General features: G+C 74.5%; 18 protein-coding genes, 1 tRNA gene, 1 other RNA gene and 1 pseudogene. 9 read left to right on the top strand and 12 right to left on the bottom strand.

Annotated elements, in window-relative coordinates; genetic code table 11:
* Positions 1 to 89 precede the first annotated feature (89 nt).
* Together POD19_RS02115 and POD19_RS02110 are read left to right on the top strand one after the other, a co-directional pair.
* On the top strand, positions 90 to 254 hold the full coding sequence (locus POD19_RS02115; protein ID WP_155395521.1) for a hypothetical protein: 165 nt from the start codon (positions 90 to 92) through the stop codon (positions 252 to 254).
* Positions 251 to 697 (top strand): YchJ family protein, encoded by a 447-nt coding sequence (locus POD19_RS02110; protein ID WP_020621443.1) that lies wholly within the window; start codon positions 251 to 253, stop codon positions 695 to 697. Before POD19_RS02115 ends, POD19_RS02110 begins: the two co-directional genes overlap by 4 nt.
* Before the next feature lie 40 nt (positions 698 to 737).
* Here the strand turns inward: POD19_RS02110 and POD19_RS02105 are convergent, their stop codons facing one another.
* From POD19_RS02105 to POD19_RS02095, 3 genes are all read right to left on the bottom strand, one after another.
* Positions 738 to 893, bottom strand: coding sequence for a hypothetical protein (locus POD19_RS02105; RefSeq protein WP_010079551.1), 156 nt, complete (start codon positions 891 to 893; stop codon positions 738 to 740).
* Between the two features lie 86 nt (positions 894 to 979).
* Complete coding sequence (locus tag POD19_RS02100) at positions 980 to 1,183, bottom strand: helix-turn-helix transcriptional regulator (protein ID WP_002856639.1); 204 nt, start codon at positions 1,181 to 1,183, stop codon at positions 980 to 982.
* 3 nt (positions 1,184 to 1,186) lie between these two features.
* The gene (locus POD19_RS02095) at positions 1,187 to 1,693 is read right to left on the bottom strand and encodes a hypothetical protein (protein WP_020621444.1); all 507 of its coding nucleotides are present in this window, start codon (positions 1,691 to 1,693) and stop codon (positions 1,187 to 1,189) included.
* 128 nt (positions 1,694 to 1,821) lie between these two features.
* On the opposite strand from POD19_RS02095, the gene POD19_RS02090 reads away from it, so the two are divergent.
* Positions 1,822 to 2,121, top strand: a complete 300-nt coding sequence (locus tag POD19_RS02090; protein WP_051049981.1) for a hypothetical protein — start codon at positions 1,822 to 1,824, stop codon at positions 2,119 to 2,121.
* 187 nt (positions 2,122 to 2,308) lie between these two features.
* Positions 2,309 to 2,671 carry a VOC family protein gene (locus POD19_RS02085; RefSeq protein ID WP_020621445.1) on the top strand — a complete coding sequence of 121 codons (363 nt, stop codon included), beginning with the start codon at positions 2,309 to 2,311 and terminating at the stop codon, positions 2,669 to 2,671.
* Between the two features lie 220 nt (positions 2,672 to 2,891).
* Here POD19_RS02085 and POD19_RS02080 read toward each other — a convergent pair whose 3' ends face one another.
* From POD19_RS02080 to POD19_RS02065, 4 genes and pseudogenes are all read right to left on the bottom strand, one after another.
* Positions 2,892 to 3,113, bottom strand: a complete 222-nt coding sequence (locus POD19_RS02080; protein ID WP_020621446.1) for a hypothetical protein — start codon at positions 3,111 to 3,113, stop codon at positions 2,892 to 2,894.
* 45 nt (positions 3,114 to 3,158) lie between these two features.
* The gene (locus POD19_RS02075) at positions 3,159 to 3,884 is read right to left on the bottom strand and encodes a DUF952 domain-containing protein (RefSeq protein WP_020621447.1); all 726 of its coding nucleotides are present in this window, start codon (positions 3,882 to 3,884) and stop codon (positions 3,159 to 3,161) included.
* A gap of 201 nt (positions 3,885 to 4,085) precedes the next feature.
* Positions 4,086 to 5,957, bottom strand: a complete 1,872-nt coding sequence (locus POD19_RS02070; RefSeq protein ID WP_119217576.1) for an alpha/beta hydrolase — start codon at positions 5,955 to 5,957, stop codon at positions 4,086 to 4,088.
* 94 nt (positions 5,958 to 6,051) lie between these two features.
* Positions 6,052 to 7,130: pseudogene (locus POD19_RS02065) on the bottom strand (3-methyladenine DNA glycosylase).
* Positions 7,131 to 7,398: 268 nt separating this feature from the next.
* On the opposite strand from POD19_RS02065, the gene POD19_RS02060 reads away from it, so the two are divergent.
* Positions 7,399 to 10,383 (top strand): S8 family serine peptidase, encoded by a 2,985-nt coding sequence (locus POD19_RS02060; protein ID WP_144818594.1) that lies wholly within the window; start codon positions 7,399 to 7,401, stop codon positions 10,381 to 10,383.
* 126 nt (positions 10,384 to 10,509) lie between these two features.
* Here the strand turns inward: POD19_RS02060 and POD19_RS02055 are convergent, their stop codons facing one another.
* Positions 10,510 to 11,796, bottom strand: a complete 1,287-nt coding sequence (locus POD19_RS02055; RefSeq protein WP_063190141.1) for an aspartate kinase — start codon at positions 11,794 to 11,796, stop codon at positions 10,510 to 10,512.
* A gap of 346 nt (positions 11,797 to 12,142) precedes the next feature.
* Between POD19_RS02055 and POD19_RS02050 the strand changes: the two genes are divergently transcribed.
* Both POD19_RS02050 and POD19_RS02045 read left to right on the top strand, forming a co-directional pair.
* Complete coding sequence (locus POD19_RS02050; protein WP_340309282.1) at positions 12,143 to 13,051, top strand: ABC transporter ATP-binding protein; 909 nt, start codon at positions 12,143 to 12,145, stop codon at positions 13,049 to 13,051.
* The gene (locus POD19_RS02045; protein ID WP_122054933.1) at positions 13,048 to 14,304 is read left to right on the top strand and encodes an ABC transporter permease; all 1,257 of its coding nucleotides are present in this window, start codon (positions 13,048 to 13,050) and stop codon (positions 14,302 to 14,304) included. Before POD19_RS02050 ends, POD19_RS02045 begins: the two co-directional genes overlap by 4 nt.
* Before the next feature lie 43 nt (positions 14,305 to 14,347).
* On the opposite strand, the gene recR is transcribed toward POD19_RS02045, so the two are convergent.
* Complete coding sequence (gene recR, locus POD19_RS02040) at positions 14,348 to 14,947, bottom strand: recombination mediator RecR (protein ID WP_002856659.1); 600 nt, start codon at positions 14,945 to 14,947, stop codon at positions 14,348 to 14,350.
* A gap of 115 nt (positions 14,948 to 15,062) precedes the next feature.
* Complete coding sequence (locus tag POD19_RS02035) at positions 15,063 to 18,530, bottom strand: DNA polymerase III subunit gamma and tau (protein WP_144818592.1); 3,468 nt, start codon at positions 18,528 to 18,530, stop codon at positions 15,063 to 15,065.
* Between the two features lie 78 nt (positions 18,531 to 18,608).
* Here POD19_RS02035 and POD19_RS02030 point away from each other — a divergent pair, with 78 nt between their 5' ends.
* Positions 18,609 to 19,274, top strand: coding sequence for a malonic semialdehyde reductase (locus tag POD19_RS02030; RefSeq protein ID WP_141844109.1), 666 nt, complete (start codon positions 18,609 to 18,611; stop codon positions 19,272 to 19,274).
* Between the two features lie 39 nt (positions 19,275 to 19,313).
* On the opposite strand, the gene gluQRS is transcribed toward POD19_RS02030, so the two are convergent.
* Both gluQRS and ffs read right to left on the bottom strand, forming a co-directional pair.
* On the bottom strand, positions 19,314 to 20,300 hold the full coding sequence (gluQRS, locus tag POD19_RS02025) for a tRNA glutamyl-Q(34) synthetase GluQRS (protein ID WP_144818590.1): 987 nt from the start codon (positions 20,298 to 20,300) through the stop codon (positions 19,314 to 19,316).
* Between the two features lie 17 nt (positions 20,301 to 20,317).
* An RNA gene (ffs, locus tag POD19_RS02020) (signal recognition particle sRNA small type) lies at positions 20,318 to 20,414 on the bottom strand.
* A gap of 155 nt (positions 20,415 to 20,569) precedes the next feature.
* Between ffs and POD19_RS02015 the strand changes: the two genes are divergently transcribed.
* A tRNA-Ser gene (locus POD19_RS02015) sits at positions 20,570 to 20,655 on the top strand.
* Positions 20,656 to 20,680 lie beyond the last annotated feature (25 nt).

Genomic DNA, 20,680 nt, shown 5'->3' with positions numbered 1-20,680 from the left:
GCCCGTCCAGTCTACTCGGCCGCCCGGACGCGGAATCGTGGGTGTGATGGGGGCGGCACGCGGCAGCCGGCCCGGCGTAGCCTGGCGGCATGAGACCTCAGCAGACCCGTGTGTCCCCGCTCGGCCGACGCCGGCCGATCAGCCCGCTCGGCCCCGCGCTGCTCGCCGCGGCGGCCGGCGTCGTGCTGACGGGAGTGCGCCGCATCAAGGCCCGCTCCGCCCGGCGTCGCGCGACCGGACGCCCGCGCCGGTGACCCGCCCCGAGCCCTGCCCCTGCGGGTCCGGAGCCGGGCTCGCGGCGTGCTGCGGTCGCCTGCACGCGCGTTTCGCCCGGGACGGCGCCCTGACCGCGCCCACCGCCGAGGCGCTCATGCGCTCCCGGTACACGGCGTTCGCGCGGCTGGGCGAGGCCGGGCCGGCAGAGGCGCAGGCGATGGCCGACTACCTCGCCGCGACCTGGGTTCCCGAGCACCGGCCCACCGCGGCCGAGCTGCTGCCGGCCGCGGGGGAACAGGCGCCGCGGTTCACCCGCCTGGCGGTGCTGGACGTGCGGGACGGCGGGCCGTTCCAGGACGCCGGGACCGTGGAGTTCGTGGCCGTCGGCACGGGGGCCGAGGGGCGGTTCCGACTCCATGAGGTCAGCCGGTTCCGCCGTGAGGACGGGGTCTGGCGCTACGTGGACGGCGACGTGCGCTGAGGCCGGGGCGGCGCGTCGGACGGCGGCCGGCGCTGCCGCGTCAGAAGGCGGAGAAGATCCCGGCGCCCACGCTGAGGACCAGACCCAGGATGGCGATCCACGCCACCAGGGTGACGATCGGGCGGGGGCGACGCGGGGCGTCGTCGTGCCAGTCCACGCCCTCCAGCTCCGGAGGGGTGCGCAGCTCTCGATCCATGGCCCCAGCCTCTCATGCCCCACGCCGCCCCGGGCCCAACGCGGGTTGACTTGTCACGGGTGCTGGGCGCCTGGACCCGCGACAACTCAACCCGCGTTGCCGTCCGGGGTGAACAGGTCCTCGATCCGCCGCCCGAACACGGCCGCGAGGCGGAAGGCGAGCGGGAGCGAGGGGTCGTAGCGGCCCTTCTCGAGGGAGATGACGGTCTGCCGGGAGACGCCGAGCTCGTCGGCGAGCCGCTGCTGCGACCAGCCGAGGCGGGCACGCTCGTCGGGGATGGTGTTCTCCACGGCTCAGCCCCGGCGCTTCTGGAGCGCGTAGCGGACGGCCACCGAGGCGCCCGCGAAGAGGAGCAGCCCGGCGCCCACGAGGGGGAGGCTGGGCTGCCACCCCGCCAGGGCGACGACGAACGTGCCCAGGCCCAGCACCACGAGCAGGTCGCCGAACGCGCCGGACTGCGCCTTCTCGAGCCACCGGCCTTCGATGGTCTCCTCGGTGTCCCGGACGGCGCCGCGCAGGGTGGTGCGGTCCACGAGGAACAGCCAGGCGAGGGCTGCGCCGACCGGGAGCGCCGACGCCGCCATGACCGCGCCCGTGACCGCCGGGAAGCGGGGACCGGCGTCGCCCTGGCTCGAGGCCAGACCGTAGGACGCGGCCCCGATCAGCAGGGCGATGACGACGCCGGCCACGAGGCTGACGAGGATCAGTCGCCCGGACCCGCCGCCCAGACGGGCGGAGCGGCCCCAGCGGGGGCGGCGGTCGCGGGCGAGGTCGGTGGTGGTGTGCGGCGTGGTGGCCATGGCGGTCCCTCCGGGGCGGGGCCGGGGTTTGTCCCCGTCGTGTGAAGCAAGCTTGACAGTAAAGAGAGTTTGACGTCAAGTCTGCTTGACGGTGGCCCGACAGGGCGGCGGCGGAGCTGGGCCTCGCCATGGACGCCTCCACCGCCGCCCACGATGCTGGCCGCATGGCCTTCGAGGTGCACCCGCTCACCGCCGACCGCTTCGACGACTTCGCGCACGTCGTCAACCCGAACCGCCGCGCCACGCACTGCTGGTGCCTGTCCCCCCGGCTCTCAGCGCCGCAGAGGCACGCGCCCGGCGACCCCCGCGAGGACACCATGCGGGCGCTCGCTGCGGGGGAGCCTGCGCCCGGCGTCGTCGGTACTCGGACGGCGAGCCCGTCGCGTGGTGCAGCATCAGCCCGCGCAGCGCGATCCCGCGGCTCGTGATGCGACACATCCGCGGGTGACCCGGCCCTCCGCCGTCCGTCCGCCCGTCCGGCCAACGCGGGTTGACTTGTCGCGGGTCTGGGCGGTGAATACCCGTGACAAGTCAACCCGCCTTGCCCGGGGTGCCGCGCCCTTGGCTCGCGTGGAGTCGTCCCCGCCCGCCCCGGCCCGTTCCTGAGGAGCCGCCATGTCCCTCCGTCTCTCTCACACCACGTGGGACGCGCTGGACCCCCACGCCATCGCCGAGTTCTGGCGCGCGCTGCTCGGCTGGGAGGTCGACGAGCCTCACCTCTACCGCCCGGGGTCGGACGAGTGCTCACTCGTCGGCCCTGACGGGCAGGTCGTCCTCTTCTTCCGCGTCCCGGACGCCAAGCGCGTGAAGAACCGCGCCCACATGGACCTGCGCGCGGCCGCCGGCTCGACGCGCGACGCCGAGATCGAGCGGGCGCTCGCCCTCGGCGCCGCGATGGTCGACGACCGCCGCGTCGACCTCGGCTGGGCCGTCCTCGCCGACCCCGAGGGCAACGAGTTCTGCATCCTCGACGGCTGAGCCGACCCCACGACGGCCCGGCGTCTCCGCGGGGAGTCGCCGGGCCGTCGGGGCGGACCGGGTACCGGGTGCCCGGGCCGTCCGCGGCGGCGGTGGTGTGGCGGGAGTGGTTCGTGGTCATGGGGCCCTCCTGTGGTCGATGCCCTGGGCCGGTGGCCCGGCCCGCCTCGGAGGCTCTGTGGGGGCCGTCCGACCGGACGTTGTGAAGCAAGCTTGACAGTCAAGTGACCTTGTCGTCAAGGGAGCTTGACTCCGGGGCCCGCGCGAACTCCTCCCACGTCGTGGGCGGGGTCAGCCCGAGCCAGGCAGGCTCGAGACGGAACCCGAGGGCCGCGTTCATCCGCAGGGACGCCGCGTTGGACTCGGCGCCGCCGGTTCCCCACTCGCGCCCACCGCGGGCATGGGTCGCCAGGACGGTCGCCGCCTTGACGGCCTTCGCCACGCCACGGTTCTCGTGCTCGGCCGCGACCGCGGTGCGGTCGACCTCCTACCGGGCAGGGGAGCGGAACGTCAGGGTGAATCCGATGAGCACGCCTCCCTCGAAGGCCCCCACGGCGAGCCCCTCTGGGGTGGACAGTCGGGCCTCGAGGTCGTCCGGCAGCGGCTCGTGACGGGAGCCGTCGGTGTGCGGGAATCGGGGAGCCGCTTCCTCGTCGAGGGCGCGCAGGGCAGGCAGGTCGACGGCGGTCAGTCTCCGCACCTCGATTCCCCGCGCTTCGGCCGCCGCGATGTGGCCACGGTAGGGCGCCAGGTCGGCGTCGTCGTCGAGGTGGAGGCGCGCGCCCCAGGAGCGGGAGCGCACGCTCCACCCGGCGTCGAGCAGCGCGGCGGCCTCGGCCGAGTCTTCGCGGTGCACGCGGGCGTCCGCCCGTGGGTCGGTCACGGGGGTGAGCATCGAGCACGGGATGTGCCCGGAGACGGCCTCGTCCGGATAGACGTGCGGGAACTCGGCCGAGTGGGGATCGGAGGGGTCTCCCGGCTCGCGCCGCACCCGCAGGCCGGCCCCCGCCAGTTCGTCCTCGTCCAGGCCGACGACGAACGCGTCGGGCCGGTCTGGGTAGATCGCCGCGCCGACCATTCCCACCTGGGCGGCGTCGTCGGAGGCGTGGAGGAAGCCGACGTCGTCGATCGAGGCGCCGCGCGTCGACGCCGTGTAGCGGCCGGTGCGACGCGCGGCGGCCCAGTCCTCCGGGAGGGTGATGTGCAGGATCATGGCGCGAGGCTATCGGCCTCGGCGTCGACGCCACCCCTCCGGCTGCCCATCGCGGGTTGAGTTATCGGGGGTGTGGGGCGGCGGCACCCGCGACAACCCAACCAGCGTTGCAGGGCCGCCCCGGGCGCGACGACGGCCCGGCGTCTCCGCGGGGGAGTCGCCGGGCCGTGGGGGCGGACCGGGTACCGGGTGACCGGGTCGTCAGTCCTCCAGGAAGGCCTCGACGTCCGGGGTCACCGCGCGGGAGTCGATCAGCTGACGCTCGATCGCGTCGTGGGTGATCCGGTTGGCCTCGCGCACGGCGTCGGTGCGCATCGAGATCTTGATGTCGCCCTTGTGCGTCGGGGTCCCGGCCACCTGGACCGGCTGGGTCTCGAGCGGGAGCGGGACGGCGTCGCACAGCGACTTCTCGGCCGGCTGGGCGCCGGTCAGGAAATAGTCACGGATGGGCGTGTCCACGCACTCGGTGCCGTACGGGAACAGGCCGTGGGTGCCCTCGTTGTCCACGGAGATGAGGGACGTGTTGCGCAGCACGCCGGCGGCGCGGTGGCCGCCCTCGTACGGGGTCGCCGCGTCCAGCTCGGACTGCACGATCACGGTGTTCGGGGCGCCCTTGCCACCGGGCTGGGCGGGCATGGAGGTCTGGGCGGGCCAGTACATGCACTCTGACGGGCCCATCAGCACACCGATCCACGGGGCCTTGCGGCCGAGGTCGTCCACCCACGAGGTCCAGTATCCCTGCGAGGTGTTCCACTGGCCGTCCTGGCAGCGGATCGCCGAGAACGCGCCCTCGAAGGTGACGGCGTCACCGGCCTGGGTGGCGGCGACGAGCTGCTCGCGCTCGCCCACGGTCTCCAGGCCGCGGGCGGCGAAGCGGTCGAAGGAGTCGCGCTCCTCGGCCGGCAGCGACGCACGGGCCTCGGCCAGGATGCGCTCGATCTGGGTGCGCTGCCCCGCGGGGTCCGTGGCCGCGGCCTCGGACTCCATGATGCGGATGTAGGCGGCGATGACGGACCCGGCGTCGAGGTACTGGGACGTGTCGTACATGGCAGGCAACAGGAACGAGCCGGCGACGATCATGCCGAGCTGGGTGCGGGTGCCGCCCACGTCCTCCCAGCGCTGCCGGATCTGCATCGGGTCGTCCCCGAGGCCGAAGATCTCGTCGTGCCGGGCCACGTAGGGGAGCATCGCGTCCTGGAACTGGCGGTCGCGGGAGCGCGGCTGCAGGTCCCAGGTGGTCTGGAGCCCGTCGCGGGAGATGTCGACGGCGGAGTCCAGCAGGAACCGGTGCGCGTGCTGGGGGAAGACGCGCTGGTACCAGCTGCCCAGCCAGGTGCCGTACGAGTAGCCGATGTAGGAGGTCTTCTCCTCGCCCAGGACGGCGCGGATGAAGTCCATGTCGTACACGGTCTGCTCGGTGGTGATGTAGGGGGTGAGCTCGTTCTCGAGGCACGCGTCGACCTGGGCCTTCGTGTCCTGCCACACGTCGTGCTCGGGGTTCGGCGTGTAGGTGCACTCCAGGGCGGTGGACTGGCCCACGCCGCGGGGGTCGAAGCCGATGAAGTCGTACTGCTCGGCGAGCTCCGGGGCGCGCTCGGCCATGGCGGGGCCCCAGGGCAGGCCGGAGCCGCCCGGGCCGCCGGGGTTCACCAGTGCGATGCCCTGGCGCTCCGGGTTGCCCTTCGAGGTCTCGGTCTTGGCCACGCGCAGGGTGATGGTGTGGCCGTCCTCGGGGTTCTTCCAGTCCCGCGGCACCGTGACGTCGGCGCACGCGGTGCCGGGGATCGCGTTGAACCGGGCGTTGAGGCGCTCGCTGCCGAAGTCGCAGGCATCCCAGTCCAGCGTCTGGCCCACGAGGTGCGGCGCGAGCGCGGCGGCGTCGTTGACCTTGTTGCCGCGCGTGGCGGAGAGGTCGTTGGAGCGGGCCTGACCCTGCGATGCGGACCCGTTGCCGTTGCCGTTGCCGTTGCCGGGCGCGGAGAGCGCGGGGGCGGCGGCCGCGACGGCGAGCGAGACGGCCGCGACGGCGGCGGCGAGCGTGGTGCGGCGGCGAGCTGGAACGGTTCTGGTCACGTCAGGTCCTCGAGTCGTTCGGTGCGGAGAGGGCCGGGCGGTCACCGGATGACGCGAGTGATGCGCCTCACAGCCTGTAGAGCGGCCATCCTAATCATGGACGTGCGCTGGAAGTCCACTCGGCGTCCGGCCCGGTCCCGGGGGCCGCCCCCGCGGCTGCGTCCAGCACCGCCAGCAGCCGCGCCCGCAGCGCCTGGCCCCGCGCGGCGAACTCGCGCTGTCGCCGCGCGTACTCGGCACGCCCGGCCGGCTCTTCGATCCGCACGGCCGCGTAGCCGCCGCGCCCGTCGGAGAGGTCGTCCACTCCGGTCAGGTCGTACGGCGAGGCCTCCATGTCCAGCCGGCGGATGTCCCACGCGAGGTCGAAGCAGTCCGCGAGCAGGTCCGAGTCGACCACCGGCACCAGCTTGTACGCCCACTTGTACAGGTCCATCCCCGCGTGCAGGCAGCCGGGCTGCTCCATCTCCCGCATCCCGGCGCGCGTGGGCAGGACGCCGTCGTCGCCCTCGTTGCGGTCGCGCGCCTCGGGTGCGAAGAACCGGAACGCGTCGAAGTGCGTGCACCGGATCCGCGAGCCCTCCACCACCGCGTCCGTCCCCTCGGCCCCGAGCCGCAGCGGCAGCTGGGAGTGCCGCACCCCGTGCACGTCCGAGCGGTACGCCATCGCCCACTCGTGCAGCCCGAAGCAGCCCAGGCGTGGCGCCCGCTCCGCCGTGCGCGCGAGCAGGTCCCGCGTGAACGCCACCCCCGACGCGCGGTCGGCCAGCACCGCCGCCGCGTCCACCAGCCAGCCGCCCACCGGGCGGCCGTCGACGACGGCGCCTGCTACCTCGCCGGCCTCGACGCGCCGGTAGTGCTTCCACTCGCCCCGGGGGTCGTGCCCAGCTCGGCCGCCTCGGCGCGGGCCGCGGCGCCGTCGTCGTCCGCGAGGAGGACCCCCGGCCCGGGGTGCCAGCGCTGCAGTGCGGCGGGGGAGTGCGTGTAGTAGCCGAAGAGGAAGTCCTGCACCGGGTGCTTCTGGCCGCGCATCCGCAGGGCCACCAGCGGGTCCGTGCGCCGGGCGATGCGCTCGCGGTGTGCCCGCGCGTGGGCCCGCCACACGTCGGCGGGCAGGGCGACGACGGCGGGCGGCAGGGTCTCGGAGGGCGCGGGGGCGGTGTGTGGCTCGGGCATGACCCCACCATCCTCCCCCGTGGCGCCCCTCATGAGCGAGCGGGCCCACGTGATGCCGACGCGGGGAGCGCACTCCGGCGGCCCCAATTCGACGGTCCTGGACGTTGCCTGGCAAAAATCTGGTCAAACGCCCTACCGGACGGTAGATTGCACATGTCTCGCTGTGGCGCTCATCACATGGGCGCCGATCTCCCCGTCCCCCGGCGTCATCCCCGCCGGCGTGCCACGGGTGAGAGCTGGGCGGACCTTGATGAGAAAGGCGGAGGCAATGCCTCAGAACCCCACCCCTGCCCGGCGCCGTCGGGCCCTGGCCGCGGCCGTCGCGGGCGCGAGCCTCGTGGCCGCTCCCGCGCTCGCGGTGTCGGCCACCGCCGTCGACCTGCCCGACGGCAGCACCGTCTCCAGCCCGCAGGGCGACGTGCAGGTCCAGCAGCAGTTCGAGGACGGCCGCTACTTCGTGGTCCTGAAGGACCAGCCGTCGGTGACCGCCCCCGAGGCCGGCGCCGTTCCGGGCGCCGCCCCGAAGGCGAAGTTCGACCCCTCGCACCCGCGCGTGAAGAACTACGAGGCCAAGCTCCAGCGCCAGCAGGCGAAGGTCGCGAAGACCCACGGCGCCAAGGCCGAGATCTCCTTCCAGCGCGCCGTGAACGCGTTCGTCGCCGAGCTGACCGCCGAGGAGGCCCAGGCGATCGCGAAGGACCCGGCCGTGCTCGGCGTCGCACCGGACGAGCAGGTGGCCCCGGACTACAGCTCCACCGAATTCCTCGGCCTGCCCGGCAAGAAGGGCACCTGGAAGTCCGTGTACGGCAAGGCCGAGAACGCGGGCAAGGGCGTGGTGGTCGGCGTCATCGACTCCGGCATCCACCCGGACAACCCGTTCATCGACGGTCAGCCCGTCCAGCCGCTCAAGGGCAAGGCCAAGGTCGGCGTGCCGTACCGCACCGCGGACGGCCAGATCGCCGTGCTCAAGGCGGACGGCACCACCGCCACGGCCGAGTGCGAGACCGGCCCGGACTTCCCGGCGTCGTCGTGCGACTCCAAGCTGATCGGCGCCTACGCCTTCTCCGACGACTTCGAGCGCTTCGTCCCGGTGGACGAGCGGGCCCCGGAGGAGCGCATCTCCCCGCTGGGCGTGTTCTCCCACGGCACCCACGTGGCCACCACCATCCTCGGCAACACCGGGGTGGAGCAGACCATCGACGACGACTCCTTCGGCGAGGGCGCGGGCGTGGCCCCGGCCGCCCACCTGATCTCCTACAAGATCTGCTGGGAGGACACCGACCCGAACACCGGCGGCTGCTACACCTCCGCCTCCGTGGCCGCCATCGAGCAGGCCATCGAGAACAACGTGGACGTGCTGAACTACTCGATCTCCGGCTCCAACACCTCGATCGTGGACCCGGTGGCCATGGCCTTCAAGTCCGCCGCCGAGGCCGGCATCTTCGTGGCCGCCTCCGGCGGCAACTCCGGCCCCGGCCCGAACACCGTGAACCACGGCTCCCCGTGGCTGACCACCGTGGCCGCGGAGACGTTCTCCAACGAGCTCACCGCCACCGTGCAGTTCTCCGACGGCACGCAGCTCCGGGGCGCCTCCTCGGCCCGCACCGGCGTGGGCCCGGCCGAGGTCATCCACGCGTCCGAGGTCGCCGCCGGCGACGCTGAGGCCGCGCGTCTCTGCCTGCCCGGCGGGCTCACCGAGGAGGCCGCCGGCAAGATCGTGCTCTGCGAGCGCGGCGGGAACGCCCGCACCGAGAAGTCGCAGGTGGTGGAGGAGGCCGGCGGCGTCGGCATGATCCTCGTGAACACCCCGTCCGGCTCGCTGGACGCGGACATCCACGCGGTGCCGACCGTGCACATGAACGACAACGGCGTGATCGAGAAGGTGAAGTCCTCCGACCTCACCGCCACGATCGTCCCGGGCGACACCACCGGCCTGCCGGAGGACCCGCTGCCCCAGATCGCCGGCTTCTCCTCCCGCGGCCCGGCCAACGCCGTGAACCAGGAGCTCCTGAAGCCCGACCTCGCCGCCCCCGGTGTGAACGTGATCGCCGGCGTCTCCCCGCTGGACCCCGACTACCACGGCAACACGTTCGGCCTGATGTCCGGCACGTCCATGGCCTCGCCGAACCTGGCCGGCATGGCCACGCTGCTGATCGGCAAGTACCCGGCCTGGTCCCCGATGGCCGTGAAGTCCGCCCTCATGACCACCGCCGGCGACGTGTACAACGCCGACGGCACCGTGAACACGGACAACTTCGCCACGGGTGCCGGCTCCGCCGATCCGGCCGCCGCCGCCCGTCCGGGCCTGGTCTACGACTCCGGCAAGGAGCAGTGGGACGCGCTGCTGCGCGGCGACATCGCCGGCCGTGACGTGAACGTCCCGTCCCTGGCGATCCCCGACGTCGTCGGCTCGGCCACCGTGACCCGCACCGTGACCGCCCTGGAGAACGGCCGCTGGCGGTTCTCTGCGAACGTGCCCGGCTTCGAGGTGACCGCCTCCCCGGCCGTGCTGGACCTGAAGGCCGGCCAGTCCGCCGACGTCGAGCTGACCGTCACCCGCACCGACGCCGCCGTGAACACCTGGACCCACGGCTCCATGTCCTGGACCACCGCCAAGGGCAAGGCCGTCCCGGAGGTGACCTCCCCGGTCACCGTGAAGGCGAAGTCCGCGACCGTCACCTCCGCCGTCGAGGGCTCCGGCGCCACCGGCTCCGCCGACGTGGAGATCACCCCCGGCGTGACCGGTGAGCTGACCCCGCAGGTCCTGGGCCTGGGCAAGGTGGACTCCACCGTGGCCGCCGCCACCGCGAGCAACTCGCTCGAGTCCAGCGCACTGGCCGTGTCCACGGTGACCGTGGAGGAGGGCACCCAGTCCCTGGTGGCCTCGATCAACGCGGGCGCCGCCGGCGCCGACTGGGACCTGTACGTGATCACCCCCGAGGGCAAGCAGTTCTCCCGGGCGACCGCGGACGAGTCCGAGACGCTGACGATCGCCGACCCCGCCCCGGGCGCCTACACCGTGGTCGGCCACCTGTACGCGGCCAACGGCGGCAAGGACACCGGCACCCTCGAGACGCTCAAGCTGCGCGAGGACGCGGGCAACCTCACGGTCTCCCCGAACCCGGTGCCCGTGACCTCGGGCAAGGCCACCGAGGCGACCCTCTCCTGGTCCGGCCTGACCTCGGGCACCTGGAAGGGCCTCGTCACCTGGGACGCGGGCATCACGACCGACGTGACCGTCCAGGTCCCGTGACCGCCGACCCCCTCCGTCCTCGCTGACGGAACGGGAGGAACCGCCCGCATGACGCCGGCCCCGCACCTTCACGCTGAAGGTGCGGGGCCGGCGTCGTTGGTGGGTGGGGCAGCGGCGGGTGCGGCGTCAGCGGCCGGTGCCGCCGTAGACCGTGGCCTCCTCCTCGGCGTCGAGGCCGAAGGCGGCGTGCACGGCGCGGACGGCGTCGTCGAGCTTGTCCTCGGCGGTGACCACGGAGATGCGGATCTCCGAAGTGGAGATGAGGTCCACGTTCACGCCGGCGTCGGCGAGCGCCTTGAAGAAGGTGGCGGAGACGCCCGGGTTGGAGCGCATGCCCGCGCCGATCAGCGAGAGCTTGCCGATCTCCGGGTCCGAGACGATGTCCTGGAAGCCGATCCGGTCCTGGGCGGCGCGCAGGGCGGCCATGGCGTCCTTGCCCTCCACGATCGGCAGGGTGAAGGAGATGTCCGTGCGACCCGAGCCCTCGCGGGAGATGTTCTGCACGATCATGTCGATGTTCACGTTGGACACGGCGATCACGCGGAAGATCTCGGCGGCCTTGCCGGGCACGTCGGGGACGCCGACGATCGTGACCTTGCCCTCGGAGCGGTCGTGGGCGACGCCGGAGACGATGGGCTGTTCCATGGGAGCGCCTTCCTGAAGGGTGATGGTGTCGTTCGGGTCGGGCAGGATCCAGGTGCCCTCGTGGTCGGAGAAGGAGGAGCGCACGTGCAGCGGCACGCCGAAGCGGCGCGCGTACTCCACGGAGCGCAGGTGCAGCACCTTGGATCCGGAGGCCGCCATCTCGAGGGTCTCCTCGGAGGAGAGCTCGGTGAGCTTGCGGGCGGTCGGCACGACGCGCGGGTCGGCCGAGTAGACGCCGTCCACGTCCGTGTAGATCTCGCACACGTCCGCGCCGAGCGCGGCGGCGAGGGCGACGGCCGTGGTGTCCGAGCCGCCGCGGCCCATGGTGGTGATGTCCTTGGACTCGGGGCTCATGCCCTGGAACCCGGCCACGATGGCCACGCGGCCGGCGTCGAGGGCCTCCTGCACGCGGTGGGGGTTGACCTTGACGATCCGGGCCCGGCCGTACGAGGTGTCCGTCAGCATGCCGGCCTGGGAGCCGGTGTAGGAGCGGGCCTCGACGCCCTCGGCGTGGATCGCCATCGCCAGCAGGGACATGGAGATGCGCTCGCCGGCCGAGAGCAGGATGTCCATCTCGCGTGCGGGCGCGTCCTGCGTGAGCTCGGCGGCGAGGTCGAGCAGCTCGTCCGTGGTGTCGCCCATGGCTGAGACCACGACGCACACGCGGTTCCCGGCCCGGACCGTGTCCGCGACGCGGCGGGCCACGCGCTGGATGCCGGCGGCGTCGGCCACGGAGGAGCCGCCGAACTTCTGGACGATGAGACTCATGGGTCGCTCCGGACGGGATCGAGGGTCGGTTCGGGCCAAGTCTAGGGGCGCGCACCCGCGCGAGTCCGCCAGGTGAACCCCTGTTCCGGATGCTGGACCCGGCGCCCGCGGCCGGTCAGGACGACGGCGCCCGCGGCCCCGCCTGCGACCCCGCCTGCGACCCCGGTCGGGCTCGGATCGGCGCCGGGATCATCCCCCGGGTGGATCCGCGTCCGTGCACGGCCCGGCAAGGATGGGGCCATGACCGCTCCAGCACCCCCGCCCGCCGCACCCGTCCTGGGGGCGGCCGCCCACGACGGGATCGTGGCCCACGGCCTCGCCCCGCTCGTTCGGCGCCGTCCATGCGGTGCGGGACGTCTCCCTCACCGTGCCCGCCGGCTCCGTGACGGCCCTCGTCGGCCCGAACGGCTCGGGCAAGACCACGCTCCTGCTCATCTTGGCCACCCTGCTGCGCCCGGACGCCGGCGCCGTGTCCGTGGCCGGGGTGGACGCGGTGCGCGAGCCCGTCGAGGCCCGGCGGCGGCTCGGCTGGATGCCCGACACCCTGGGCGTGTGGGAGGAGCTGACCTGCCACGACATCCTCGCCAGCCTGGGCCGGCTCTACGGCATGGGGAAGGCGGAGGCGTCAGCGCGCGCGGACGAGCAGCTCGCGTGGGTCGAGCTCACGGAGTTCGCCCACCGGCCCGCCCGCGTGCTCTCCCGCGGCCAGCAGCAGCGCCTGTCCCTGGCTCGGGCCACCGTGCACCGGCCCTCCGTCCTGCTCCTGGACGAACCCGCCAACGGCCTCGACCCGGCCGCCCGCATCCGGCTGCGGGACGACCTGCGCGCCATGGCCGCAGCCGGCACCGCCGTGCTCGTCTCCTCCCACGTGCTCGCCGAGCTCGAGGAGATGTCCGACCGCGCCGTGTTCCTCCATGAGGGCGCCACGGTGGCCACCCAGGAGTTCCGCGCCACCGACGACCTCGCCCGCCCCTACCGGATCGCCGGACCCGACCCGACGGCCCGGGACACCCTCGTCCGCGCCCTCGAGACCCGCGGCCTCGCCGTCACCGCGGCCACCGGCGCCGGCGCGGGCCAGCGCCGGGACGGCGTCGTGGTGCAGCTGCGGGGTGAGGCCGCCGCGGCCGCGCTGCTCGCGGACCTCGTGCGCGAGGGTGTGCTCGTCAGCCACTTCGCCCCGGAGGGCTCCCGCCTCGAGAACGCCTACCTGGGCCTCCATCTGGAGGGCCCCCGCACCGAAGGAGACCGGCCGTGAGCACCGCCGTCGCGACCTCGATCCACGACCGCCGCCCGCCGCAGCCGCAGCCGGGGGGACGCCTCGGCGCGGCCCAGGCCGTGGCCACCGTGGTGGGCATGGAACTGCGTCAGCGGCTGCGCTCGCGTGGCTGGTACGTGCTGTTGGGCGTCTTCTTCGTGGTGGTGGGGGCGGTGACCCTCGGCGCCCTCGGGCTGCGCGGCCTGGGCGTGGCGGAGATGGAGGCGTCCGGCCTGGAGCCGGAGCTGGCGGAGCAGCAGATGCGCGCCCTGGGGCGGACGCTCTTCGACGGCGTCCTGCTCTTCGTCCTCACCCTCTCGCTGCTGGTCTCGCCCGCCCTGGCGGCCAACGCGATCTCGGGCGACCGTGCCGGCGGCACCCTGGCCATCACCCAGGTCACCCTGCTGCGGACCGGGCACCTGATGACGGGCAAGTGGCTGGCCGCGTGGATCGCCTCCGCCGCGTTCCTCGCGGCCGCGCTGCCGTGGCTGGCGGTCGCAGCCGTGGTGGGGCGCGTGTCCCCGTGGGCCGTGCTGGTGGGGCTCGTGATGATCCTCGTGGAGTTCGGCATGATCGCGGGGATCGGCGTGGCCGTCTCGGCGATCGCCGGGCGCACGCTGTTCGCCGTCGTGGTGACGTACCTGATCGTGGCGGCGCTGACGATCGGCACCCTGGTGGCCTTCGGGCTGTCCCTGCAGTTCCTGCAGACCGAGGTGCGGGCCAACGACGCCGAGTACGGCTCCATGACGGCGGAGCCGTTCACCGAGGCGGAGCTCGAGAAGATGACCCCGGAGGAGGCGGAGCAGGCCTGGGCCGAGTGGGAGGCGGCGCACCCGGAGCTGTACGACGGGATCGCCGACCGGTGCGTCGGCCCGGTGACCACCCGGACGATCCCCGACCCGCGGCGCAGCGGATGGCTGCTCGCGGCGAACCCCTACGCCGTGCTCGCGGATGCCTCCCCCTGGGAGGGCGGGCTCCTCGAGGACGGGACCCGGGCGGAACCCGGGCCGCTCAACCTGCTGTCCGTGGGCCTGCGCTGGACCCAGCGCGACCCCGTCCGGGACGTCGAGTGCCTCGACGGCGAGCTGCGCGGTCTCGACAGCACCGGCGTGCCGGACCGGCAGGGCACCTGGCCGGTGTGGCCGCTCGGCCTGGCGATGCAGGGTGTGCTGGTGGCCGGGCTGGGCTGGTGGGGCCACCGTCGCCTGGACACTCCGGCCGGGCGGCTGCCCGCCGGCACGCGCGTGGCCTGAGCCGGGCCGGCGTCGGGCGGGGCCTGCTCGACGCCGGCCGGTGTCAGCCGCTGATCAGGCGGCGTCCCTCGAAGGCGCGGCCGAGGGTGACCTCGTCCGCGTACTCGAGGTCCCCCCCGACGGGCAGACCGGAGGCCAGGCGCGTGACGCGGATGCCCGTGGCGCCGAGGAGCCGGCCGAGGTAGGTGGCCGTGGCCTCGCCCTCGAGGTTGGGATCCGTGGCGAGGATGACCTCCTGCACGGCCTCGTCCTGCAGCCGGGTGAGCAGCTCGCGGACGTGCAGCTGCTCGGGGCCGATGCCGGCGATCGGGTTGATGGCCCCGCCGAGCACGTGGTAGCGGCCCTGGAAGGCGCGGGTGCGCTCCATGGCCATGACGTCCTGCGACTCCTCGACGACGCAGATCTGGGAGCGGTCCCGGCGTTCATCCCGGCAGAGCGAGCACACCTCGTCCTCGGAGACGTTGAAGCAGACCGAGCACAGCCGCACCCTGTCCTTGACCGTGCGGATGGCGTCCGCGAGCCGCAGCATGTCCTCCCGGTCCGCCTCCAGCATGTGGAAGGCGATGCGCTGGGCGGACTTCGGCCCGATGCCCGGCAGGCGGCCGAGCTCGTCGATCAGGTCCTGCACCGCGCCCTGGTACATCCGTCTCCCTCGTCCGATGGTGCGTCTCGTGGGGCGTGCGCCCCGACGCGGCGCCGTGGTCCGGCGCCGCGTCCATCATGCCCGCGGCCCCGGACGGCGTACGGGCGCGTTCGCCTCAGGCGTCGTTGGGGCGTTCCTCGAGCAGGCGGCCGCCGAGCACCCGTTCGACGACGGCCCGGCCCACGAGGCCCGAGTCCTCGAGCGGGACGTCGTCGTCGCTGGCGACCTCGTCCTCCCACCCCACCCCGGACGTCGCCGGGGCGGCGGGGCCGGTGTCGGCGGGCCGGGTCGGGCCGCGGCCCTGGGCGGCCTCGCGGGCGGCGCGGATGGCCGCGGCCCGCGCGTCCAACGACGGCAGCGCCGAGGCTCCCCCGGCGGGCTCGACGTCGGCGGGGCGCGCCCCGAGCGAGGCCGCGCTCGGCCGGCCCCCGGCGGGGGAGCCCGGCGAGGCGTCCGGGTCGGGGCCACCGGGAGCGCCGGGGCCGCCGCCCGTCCCGCCGCCGCCGCTCGAGCCCGCGTTCACCGGAGGCTCGAGGGGCCCACCGGCCCGCAGCCGCTCCATGAGCCGCGGGTACATGCTCGCCGGATGGCCCGAACCCGGGAAGTCCGAACCGGTCGGGCCGGCAGCCGCGCGCGGCGCGGCGTCCGCGTCGTCGGCGGGCACGCCCGGGTCAGGGGTCGCGTCGGCCGTGGGCGAGCCCGTGGGGCGCCGCTCCTCGTCCGAGGACGGGCCGGCGCCCGAGGCGGCCGGGTGGAGATCGCGTCGCTCCGTGGCCGCTGCGTCGTCGTCCGGGGCGGGCGACGGCGTGGCAGGCCGGGCGGAGTCACCGTCCGCGGCCGCGCCCGCGCCGTCGTCGAAGCCGGCGGGACGGGTCGCGCCGAAGCGCTTCGCGAACTCCGCGCGCAGCTCCGCCTCCGGACGGGCGAACACGGGGATCGAGTGCTCCTCCTCGCGGACCAGCGGCCCCGGGTCGTAGGCCCGACGGACCTCCTCGGCGCTCGGCTCGCTCTCGCCGGGGGTCGGGGCGTCGGGCCGGACCGGGGAGTCCTGGCCGGCGTCCGGCGCGGCGCCGCCGGGGGCCGGTGCGGCCTGCGGCGGCGCCCCCCAGTCCTCGACCGACGGCACGGGACCGTCCCAGCCGGGTGCGCCGACGGGCCGCTCCTCGGCGTCGCGGGCCGGCGGGGTCCAGCCCTCGGGGCCGTCCGAGTCGTCCTGCTCCGCGTCCGGGTCGAACGCGGGCAGCGAGTCCCACGGGTCCTCCTCGGGCGGGGGAGCGTCGTCCCAGGCGGGCGGCTCCTCATCCGGGCCGCCCCAGCCGTCCGCCGGCGGGGCGGGGGCGGGCGTCGTCGACGACGTCGGCGTCGGCCCCCAGGAGGTGGCGGGAGCCGCGGGCGTCCAGGCGGGGGACGGCTCCGGCGTCTGACGCTGCTGTGTGGCCCGGGGCGGAGCCGCCGGCGGCGCCGGGTCGTCCTCCGCGGTGGAGGGTGCGGCGGAGCGCGGCGGGGTGGGGCGGGAGGACTCCGGCTCGCGCGGGGCCTGCCCCGATGCCGGAGCGGGCCGGTTCGGCGGCGCCGCCGGACGGTCGGGCCGTCCCTGCGGCGGGGCCGGGCGCTCAGGCCGGTCCGTCCGCGCCGGACCGGCCGGGCGAGCGCCGGACTGTGCGCGGGCGTCCCCGGTCGGCGCGTCCCCACCCAGGATCAGGTCGAGCCGCGGGCGGATGCCGAGCACCTGGTGGACGGCCTCGCCGAGCACGCGGTCGCCACCCCGGCCGAGCAGCGACTGGCGGGGCCCGTCCTGCTGGAAGCCGATCGTCAGCAACGAGCCGTCGTAGCCCGCGACGCTCGCGTTGTCCTTCACCAGCATCCACACCAGGCGTGAGGCGTCCTCGAGGGCCGCGAGGATGTCCGGCCAGGCCCGGCGGATCATCTCCACCTGGCTCGCCGCCGGGGCGGGCGTGGGGTTCGAGGGCGCGGCCGTCTCCTCCGGCCCGTGGGCGGGGGCCGGCGCGGCACCGGTGCGGTCCTGGGCCTGGGGCCGGCCCTCGGGCTCGGGGCGGTTCCCGGCCTCCGGGCGGCGCGCGTCCTCGGAACGGGCCCCGACCTCAGTCGGTTCGGACCGCGCGGGCTGCGGCGGCTGCTGTGGACGCTCGGACCCCGTGGCTCCGGCGGCCACGTCCCCCTCCGGCGTCTCTGCCACGGACTGCGGGGCAGGCGGCGTCCAGCGCTCCGGCGGGGCGGTGGACGCCGTCGGCGCGGACTCCTCCGGCCGCCGCATGGCGGCCCGGGCGAGCGCGGCACCGGTCAGAGGGCCGGAGCCCTCCACGTTCCCGGCCGATCCGCCGCCGTCCGCGGCGGGCGTGCCGGACCGGGTCGGCGTCGTCGTGCCCTCCGGGGCGCCGTCCTCGACGGGCGCGGTGCCACCGAGCTCGAGGCGCCGTTCGAGGGCCTCGAGGCGGGCGGCCAGGCCGCGGTGCGTCTCGTCCGAGGCAGGCAGCAGCAGGCGCGCCATGAGCAGCTCGAGGTGCAGGCGGGGACTGGTGGCCCCCACCATGTCCGTCAGCGCGAGGTTGGTGACGTCCGCGAGGCGGGAGAGCTCCGCGCGGGAGAGCTGCGCGGCCTGCGCCGACAGACGCCGCACCTGGTCCTCCGGCATGCCGTGCAGGATCGCCCCGGCCTCCTCCGGCAGGGCACGGGCGATCACGAGGTCGCGGAAGCGGTCCAGCAGGTCCTCGACGAAGCGGCGCGGGTCCTGGCCGGACTGCACCACGCGGTCCACCACGCGGAATACGGTGGGGGTGTCGTCCGCGGCGACGGCGTCGATCACGTCGTCCAGCAGGGCTTCCGGGGTGAAGCCGAGCAGGCTCACCGCGAGCTCGTAGGAGACCTGGCCCTCCTGGGCACCCGCGATCAGCTGGTCCAGCACGGAGAGCGTGTCACGCACCGAGCCCGTGCCGGCGCGCACCACGAGCGGCAGCACGCCCTTCTCCACGGACACGCCCTCCTCCGCGCACAGCTGCTCGAGGTAGGCGATGAGCGGCTCCGGCGGCACGAGCCGGAACGGGTAGTGGTGGGTGCGGGAGCGGATGGTCCCGATGACCTTCTCCGGCTCCGTGGTGGCGAAGATGAACTTCAGGTGCTCCGGCGGCTCCTCCACGATCTTGAGCAGCGCGTTGAAGCCCGCCGCGGTGACCATGTGCGCCTCGTCGATGATGAGGATCTTGTAGCGGTCCCGGACCGGGGCGAACGTGGCCCGCTCGCGCAGGCCGCGGGCGTCCTCCACACCGCCGTGCGAGGCCGCGTCGATCTCCAGCACGTCCAGCGAGCCCGGCCCGCCGGTGGCCAGGTCCCGGCACGAGTCGCACTCGCCGCACGGCGTGGGCGTGGGGCCTTGGGCGCAGTTCAGGCAGCGCGCGAGGATGCGGGCGGACGTGGTCTTGCCGCAGCCGCGCGGGCCGGAGAAGAGGTAGGCGTGGTTCACGCGGTCCTTCGCCAGTGCGGTGCGCAGCGGGACCGTGACATGGTCCTGCCCGATCACGTCCTCGAAACGGTCCGGGCGGTAGCGGCGGTACAGGGCGGTGCTCACCCTCGAAAGCCTATCCGGCGGGCGGACGGGCTAAGGGAGCCGGGGAATGCGCCCACCCACCGGCCCGTTCCCTGGCCCATGACCACCACGCACATGCACACCGACGCCGAGGACACGATCCACCCCACGCAGCCGGCCCCGGACGCGGGGCCGCTGAGTCAGGCCGAGATCGACCGCCTCTTCGCGGACCGCCACACGACGCAGCTCTTCTCGGACGAGCCCGTCGACCTCGCGCTGATCGAGCGGGCCTACGCGGACCTCCGATGGGCGCCGACCGCCATGAACAACCAGCCGCTGCGGCTCGACGTCGTGGACAGCCCCGAGGCCCGTGCCCGCCTGACTCCGCTCATGATCGAGTTCAACCGGGAGAAGACGGAGCGCGCCCCGCTCACGCTGATCGCCTCCTACGACCTCGACTGGCACCGCCACATGGGCCACCTCGCCCCGTTCCGGGAGGGCTTCGAGGAGGATGCCGAGGGCAAGCCGGGCATGCGCGAGGGGATGGGCCGCACGAACGCGCTCATCCAGGTGGGCTACCTGCTCGTGGCCTTGCGCGCCCACGGGCTCGAGGTCGGCCCCATGGCCGGGTTCGACGCCGCCGCCGTGGACGCCGAGTTCCATGCGGACCGTGCCTGGAAGTCCCTCCTGGTGATCAACGTGGGCCACGCCGCCGCAGACGACGAGAAGGCGCAGCAGCCCCGCCAGGGCCGCCTCGACTTCGACCAGGCCGCCCAGGTCCTCTGACCGGGGCCGGGCCTGCGGCGGACCAGGGCGCCGGCCCGCTCAGAGCCCGGTGAACACCCACGGATCACGCGGCAGGGCGGCCGGGTCGAACGCGGGCACGGCGGCCGCCAGCGGTCCCGCGGGCAGGCCGAGGGACTCCAGCAGCCGGTCCCGCACCCGCTCGGGGGTCCACGCCGGGTCCTGCGCGGCGAGGTCCTTGAGGGTCACGGCGCCGTCCCGCTTGGCCAGCCGCCGCCCCTCCGTGTTCAGCACGAGCGGCACGTGCAGGTACTCCACCGCAGGCGTCGGCTCCCCGCGCGCGGCGCACAGCGCCTCGGCCAGCCAGCGCTGGCGCGGGGCCGAGTCGAGCAGGTCGTCGCCGCGGACCACCTGGTCCACGCCCTGCGCCAGGTCGTCCACGACGACGGCCAGGTTGTACGCGTACGCCCCGTCGTTCCGGCGCAGCACCAGGTCGTCGACCAGGCCCGTGACCTCGCCGTGCAGCACGTCCACGGCGGTGGCGCGCGGGATCTCGCCCGCCGGCAGGCCCGCGACCTTCGCCGCATCGATCCGCAGGGCGGCGGGGCGCACCCGCCGTCGCTCGGACCGCTCGGCCTCGGTCAGGCCACGGCAGGTGCCCGGATAGAAGCCGGGCGGACGCAGCGGCACGGTGCCGCCGGAGGCGGGGGCACCGTCGTCGGGCCTCGGGTGCGGGGCCGACGTCGCCTCGGCGATGTCCTTGCGCGAGCAGAAGCACTCGTAGACCGCGTCCGCGCCGTGCGCGGCTCGCAGGGCGGCCACGGCGGCGTCGTACAGGGCGGTGCGTTCGGACTGGCGCACCGGCTCGGCGTCCCAATCCAGCCCGACGGCGGCCAGGTCCGCCCGCTGGTCGGCCTCGGCCCCGGAGCGCACGCGGTCCAGGTCCTCGACCCGCAGCAGGAAGGCACGGTCCGTGGCGCGCGCCGCGAGCCACGCGACGAGCGCGGTGCGCAGGTTGCCCAGGTGCAGGCTTCCCGTGGGGGAGGGGGCGTAGCGTCCGGCGGGCATGGGATCTCCTGGGGGAAAGTGAAGACCCCTCACGCACCTGCCAGAGCCCACCTACCCTTGCTACCTTCCGGTCCTGGGGGAGTTCAGCGAGATGACACCACGTGAGGGGCCGCCCACGACTCTACCAGGGCGGCGGTGGGCGGGGCGATTCGGGCCGCGGCGAGACCCGGACCGGGCCCTCGCCTCCCGCGGGGGATTGGCGCGGCCCAGGACGATCTGGTTATGATGGAGCCTGCCCTCGCGCGGTCCGCCGCATGAGGGCGCACCAAGGAGGATTCGCCTAGCGGCCTATGGCGCACGCCTGGAACGCGTGTTGGGTTAACAGCCCTCGGGGGTTCAAATCCCCCATCCTCCGCGTGTAAGCCCCGGGACCCCAGTGG

The sequence above is a fragment of the Micrococcus sp. GPGPB33 genome, assembly GCF_037853785.1.
Lineage (GTDB): Bacteria > Actinomycetota > Actinomycetes > Actinomycetales > Micrococcaceae > Micrococcus > Micrococcus luteus.
This window is presented reverse-complemented; position numbering and strand designations above follow the sequence as displayed.

What these genes read in the sequence shown, in the direction of transcription:
- POD19_RS02115 (WP_155395521.1), top strand. Translation starts at nt 90, where the DNA reads ATGAGACCTCAGCAGACCCGTGTGTCCCCGCTCGGCCGACGCCGGCCG.
- POD19_RS02105 (WP_010079551.1), bottom strand. Translation starts at nt 893, where the DNA reads ATGGATCGAGAGCTGCGCACCCCTCCGGAGCTGGAGGGCGTGGACTGG.
- POD19_RS02095 (WP_020621444.1), bottom strand. Translation starts at nt 1,693, where the DNA reads ATGGCCACCACGCCGCACACCACCACCGACCTCGCCCGCGACCGCCGC.
- POD19_RS02090 (WP_051049981.1), top strand. Translation starts at nt 1,822, where the DNA reads ATGGACGCCTCCACCGCCGCCCACGATGCTGGCCGCATGGCCTTCGAG.
- POD19_RS02085 (WP_020621445.1), top strand. Translation starts at nt 2,309, where the DNA reads ATGTCCCTCCGTCTCTCTCACACCACGTGGGACGCGCTGGACCCCCAC.
- POD19_RS02075 (WP_020621447.1), bottom strand. Translation starts at nt 3,884, where the DNA reads ATGATCCTGCACATCACCCTCCCGGAGGACTGGGCCGCCGCGCGTCGC.
- POD19_RS02060 (WP_144818594.1), top strand. Translation starts at nt 7,399, where the DNA reads ATGCCTCAGAACCCCACCCCTGCCCGGCGCCGTCGGGCCCTGGCCGCG.
- POD19_RS02055 (WP_063190141.1), bottom strand. Translation starts at nt 11,796, where the DNA reads ATGAGTCTCATCGTCCAGAAGTTCGGCGGCTCCTCCGTGGCCGACGCC.
- recR (WP_002856659.1), bottom strand. Translation starts at nt 14,947, where the DNA reads ATGTACCAGGGCGCGGTGCAGGACCTGATCGACGAGCTCGGCCGCCTG.
- POD19_RS02030 (WP_141844109.1), top strand. Translation starts at nt 18,609, where the DNA reads ATGACCACCACGCACATGCACACCGACGCCGAGGACACGATCCACCCC.
- gluQRS (WP_144818590.1), bottom strand. Translation starts at nt 20,300, where the DNA reads ATGCCCGCCGGACGCTACGCCCCCTCCCCCACGGGAAGCCTGCACCTG.